The 5042-nt window shown below is 65.3% G+C and carries 1 protein-coding gene; it reads left to right on the plus strand.

The features are described 5' to 3' along the window. Positions 1–5042, plus strand: a 5042-nt coding sequence (locus GC106_RS46860; protein ID WP_173142663.1) for a type I polyketide synthase, incomplete at both ends; no start/stop codon positions are given.

Genomic DNA, 5042 nt, shown 5'->3' on the forward strand with positions numbered 1-5042 from the left:
GCGCACGGGACTGGGACGACTTTGGGTGATCCGATTGAGGCGCAGGCGTTGCTCGCGACGTATGGTCAGGATCGTGAGCGGCCGCTTCTGTTGGGGTCGATCAAGTCGAACATCGGCCACACGCAGGCTGCTGCGGGGATGGCCGGTGTGATCAAGATGGTCATGGCGATGCGTCATGGTGTGGTTCCCCGGACTCTGCACGTTGACGAGCCGACTCCGCATGTCGATTGGGCGTCGGGTGCGGTGGAGCTGGTGACTGAGTCGCGGCCTTGGCCGGAGACCGATCGGCCTCGCCGTGCCGGGATTTCGTCCTTCGGCATCAGTGGTACCAACGCCCACACCATCATCGAGCAGCCACCGGCCGAGGTGGCGACACAGCCGACCGTCGTCGCCCAACCCGTGGTCACCCCGTGGGTGTTGTCTGCCCGCACCGACGAGGCGCTGCGCGCGCAGGCCAGCAGTCTCGCCGCTTACCTGGATCAGCATCCCGAACTCGGTCCGGCCGATGTTGGCTTGTCGCTCGTCGGTCGGGCGGTGTTCGAGCATCGTGCCGTAGTGGTCGGTCCGGACCTCGACGGTGTGCGGGCTTTGGCCGACGGTCGTCCGCATGCACGTGTGGTGACCGGTGTCGCGGCCACGCCTTGCACCGATGTGGTGTTTGTGTTTCCTGGTCAGGGTTCGCAGTGGGTGGGGATGGCGCGGGAGTTGTTGGCGTCTTCGTCTGTGTTTGCTGAGCGTATGGGTGAGTGTGCGGAGGCGCTGGGGGAGTTTGTTGAGTGGTCTTTGGTGGATGTGCTTGGTGATGAGGTGTTGTTGGGGCGGGTTGATGTAGTTCAGCCTGTGTTGTGGGCTGTGATGGTGTCGTTGGCTGAGGTGTGGCGTTCTTGTGGTGTTGTTCCTTCTGGGGTGGTGGGGCATTCGCAGGGTGAGATTGCGGCTGCTGTGGTGGCTGGTGGTTTGTCGTTGGTGGATGGTGCTCGTGTGGTGGCGTTGCGTTCCCGGGCAATTGGGGAGGTGTTGGCTGGTCGTGGCGGGATGGTGTCTGTTCCGTTGTCGCCGGATGAGTTGTCGTTGGGTGAAGGGTTGTCTGTTGCTGCGGTGAATGGGCCGCGTTCGACGGTGGTTTCGGGTGACCCGGTTGCGTTGGAGCGGTTGTTGGCGACGGTGGAGGGTGCTCGGCGGATTGCGGTGGATTATGCGTCTCATTCGGTGCAGGTGGAGGCGGTTCGGGATCGGTTGTTGTCTGATTTGGCGGGGGTCACGCCCAGGTCTGGGGGTGTGGCGTTTTATTCCACTGTCAGTGGTGAGCGGATCGACTGTGTGGAGTTGTCGGCTGATTATTGGTTCCGGAATCTTCGGGAGACTGTCCGGTTCGACCAGGCGACGAGGGCTTTGCTGCAGAGTGGTCATGGTGTGTTCGTCGAGGTGAGTCCGCATCCGGTGCTGGTTGTGGGGATGCAGGAGACTTTCGAGGACGCTGGTGGTAGTGCTGTGGCGTTGGGGACGTTACGGCGTGGCGATGGTGGTTGGTCACGCCTGTTGACCTCGCTGGCCGAAGCCTATGTCCACGGTATCGAGGTTGACTGGCGCTCTGCCCTTTCCGGTGTCGGTACCGTCGATCTGCCGACGTATCCGTTCCAGCGCAAGCGGTATTGGCTTTCGCCAAGGCGAGCAGAGGAAACCACCGGGGCACTGGGGCATCCTCTGCTGACCGGTGCAGTGCCGTTGGCTGATGGCGATGGTGTGGTTGTGACCGGTCGCCTGTCGCTGGTGGACCAACCGTGGTTGGCGGATCACGCGGTGCATGGGGTGGTTCTGCTGCCGGGAACCGCTTTTGTGGAGTTGGCGATTCGGGCTGGTGACGAGGTCGGCTGCGCCGTGCTTGATGAGCTGACGCTGCATGCGCCGTTGGTGCTGCCCGAGGACGTGGCCGTGCGGGTGCAGATTTCGGTCGGCTCATCGGATGAGAGTGGATTTCGGCCGGTGTCGGTGTTCTCGCGGCTGGGTGATGACCAGCCGTGGGTTCGCCATGCCACCGGCACGCTGGCCAATGGCCAACCGCGGGAAACTCCTGCGGGGCTTACTGAATGGCCGCCGCCCGGCGGTCAACCGGTGGACGTGACCGGATTCTACGAGCGACTGGCCGACATGGGCTTTGCCTACGGTCCAGCGTTCGCCGGATTACGTGCGGCGTGGGCTCGCGGTGGTGAGATCTTCGCCGAGGTCGATCTCGGCAGCCTCGACATCGATGGGTTCGGTGTCCATCCCGCCTTGGTGGATGCCGCATTGCACGCGACCGTCCTGAGCAGCGTGGACGTCGGTGACGGTGCCTTGCCGTTCGCGTTCGGCGGGGTTCAGGTGCATGCGACCGGGGCCACCACGGCCCGGGTCCGGATCAGCCCGGTCAGTCGTGACACTGTCGCCGTGACGATCGCCGATCACACCGGCCTTCCGGTGGCCACCATCGACTCTCTCACTGTCCGTCCTGTCACCGGACAACAGCTCGTCACCCCGCACACTGCCCCACTGTTCCGGCCTGGTTGGGCCCGGTTGTCAGGTGTGAGTGGCGGTGCGGAGTTGCCGCGGGACGTGGTGGTGGAGTCGGTCGGCTCCGAGCCGGGGAACATGGCGGAGGCCGCTCGGTCAGCCGTGGCGCGGGTGTTGAGCGCGGTGCGGCAGTGGGTGGATTCGGGTGCTACGGGCCGCTTGGTCGTGGTGACTGAAGGTGCCGTCGTCGTGGACGACCGAGATGCCGCGCCCGATCCGGTGTCGGCGGCGGTGTGGGGGTTGGTGCGGACTGCGCAGAGGGAGTATCCGGGCGATCTTGTCTTGGTCGACAGTGACGGTTCGGCAGAGTCCCAAGAGGTGTTCACGGGAGCAGTGCTCTCCGGCGAGCCACAGGTGGCGTTGCGTCGTGGTGAGGCGTGGCTACCGAGGCTGGACGCGGTGGTGCGCGAGTCGTCTGATGACACCGCGGACTTCGGTCGTGGCACTGTTCTGATCACGGGTGGTACCGGCGTGCTGGGGCGCAACGTGGCCCGGCATTTGATCGCGGAGCGTGGTGTTCGTTCCGTGGTGCTGGTCGGCCGAAGTGGTGGTGATGCGGGTGATCTGGTGGGGTTGGGTGCCGAGGTTCGGGTGGTGGCCTGTGACGCTGCTGATCGGGATGCGTTGGCGTCGTTGGTTGCCGGGATTCCGGATCTGACCGCGGTGGTGCACGCGGCTGGTGTTCTTGATGACGCAGTCGTGTCGGAGTTGACGACCGACCAGGTGGATCGGGTGTTCCGGCCCAAAGTGGACGCTGCACTGCACCTGCACGAACTGACCGCGAGCCTTGAGTTGTCGGCGTTTGTGTTGTTTTCTTCGGCGGCGGGTGTGCTGGGTAGCGCTGGGCAGGCGAACTACGCGGCGGCGAACGCGTTCTTGGATGCGCTGGCGCAACACCGTCGTTCGTTGGGGTTGCCTGCGACGTCGTTGGCGTGGGGGTTCTGGGAACAGGCCAGCGGCATGACGGGACATCTGGCCGCGGTCGATCGTGCCAGGATGGCACGGTCAGGCATCCTCCCATTGTCCACAGCAGAGGCACTCGAGCTGTTCGATGCCGCTCTGGTGTTGCCTGATGCGGTGCTGGTCCCGGTCCGGCTGGGCACGGTGGTTCAGGACGGGCCAGTGCCGCCGGTGTTGCGTGGTTTGGTGCGTTCGAATGCTCGCCGGGTTGTGGGTTCCGCCGCCGACAGTGGGTTCGTCGGTCGCCTTGTCGGGATGTCCGAAGCAGACCGGGAACAGACGCTGTTGTCGATGGTGCGATCGAGTGTGGCGGCCGTGTTGGGGCACGAGGACGTAGCGGGCGTTGCGGCCGGGCGGGCGTTCAAGGACCTGGGTTTCGACTCGTTGATGGCAGTCGAGTTGCGCAACAGGCTGGCCGCTGTGACCGGAGTGCGTTTGTCGCCGACGCTCGTGTTCGATCATCCGACCCCGTCCGCACTGGCCACGCACCTGGGTCATGAACTTCTCGGTGGACGGTCACCGATCGCCATGCCGACAGTGTCGCGTCCCGGCAGGACGGACACTGTGGACGATCCGGTTGTGGTCGTGTCGATGGGCTGTCGCTTCCCGGGCGGTGTCGCTACGCCGGAGGACTTGTGGCGGTTGGTGGTGGACGGGCGCGATGTGGTTTCGGGCTTTCCGGCGGATCGTGGCTGGGACCTGGCCGGTTTGTACGACCCCGACCCTGACGCCTCAGGCAAAAGCTACGTGCGCGACGGCGCGTTCCTGTATGACGCGGCGGAGTTCGACGCGGAGATGTTCGGGGTGTCCCCGCGTGAGGCGTTGGCGATGGACCCGCAGCAGCGTTTGTTGTTGGAGGTCGCCTGGGAGACGTTGGAACGTGCGGGCATCCGGCCGGACTCGCTCAGGGGGAGCTCGACCGGGGTGTACGTAGGCGCGATGCAGAACAGCTACGCCGCCCGCGTGCCGACGATGGACGGGCTGGAAAGCCACCTGCTGACCGGGAACACCGGGAGTGTCGCCTCGGGCCGGATCGCCTACACCTTCGGCCTGGAAGGACCCGCGGTCACGGTCGACACGGCGTGTTCGTCCTCGCTGGTGGCGATTCACCTTGCGTCGCAGGCATTGCGGCAGGGTGAATGCGGCCTCGCGCTGGTGGGTGGCGTCGCGGTGATGGCCAATCCGGATGGGTACGTGGCGTTCAGCCGGCAGCGTGGGTTGGCCTCCGATGGGCGGTGTAAGGCTTTTGCGGCGGCTGCGGATGGTACTGGGTGGGGTGAGGGCGTCGGCGTGTTGCTTCTTGAACGGCTCTCCGACGCCAGGCGTGCCGGGCATCGGGTGTTGGCGGTGGTGTGTGGTTCGGCGGTGAATCAGGATGGTGCTACCAACGGCTTGACCGCGCCGAACGGCCCGTCGCAGCAGCGGGTGATTCGGCAGGCGTTGGCGGCTGCGGGTTTGTCCGCGTCCGATGTCGATGTGGTGGAGGCGCACGGGACTGGGACGACTTTGGGTGATCCGATTGAGGCGCAGGCGTT

Source organism: Kibdelosporangium persicum, assembly GCF_013280595.1.
Taxonomy (GTDB): domain Bacteria; phylum Actinomycetota; class Actinomycetes; order Mycobacteriales; family Pseudonocardiaceae; genus Kibdelosporangium; species Kibdelosporangium persicum.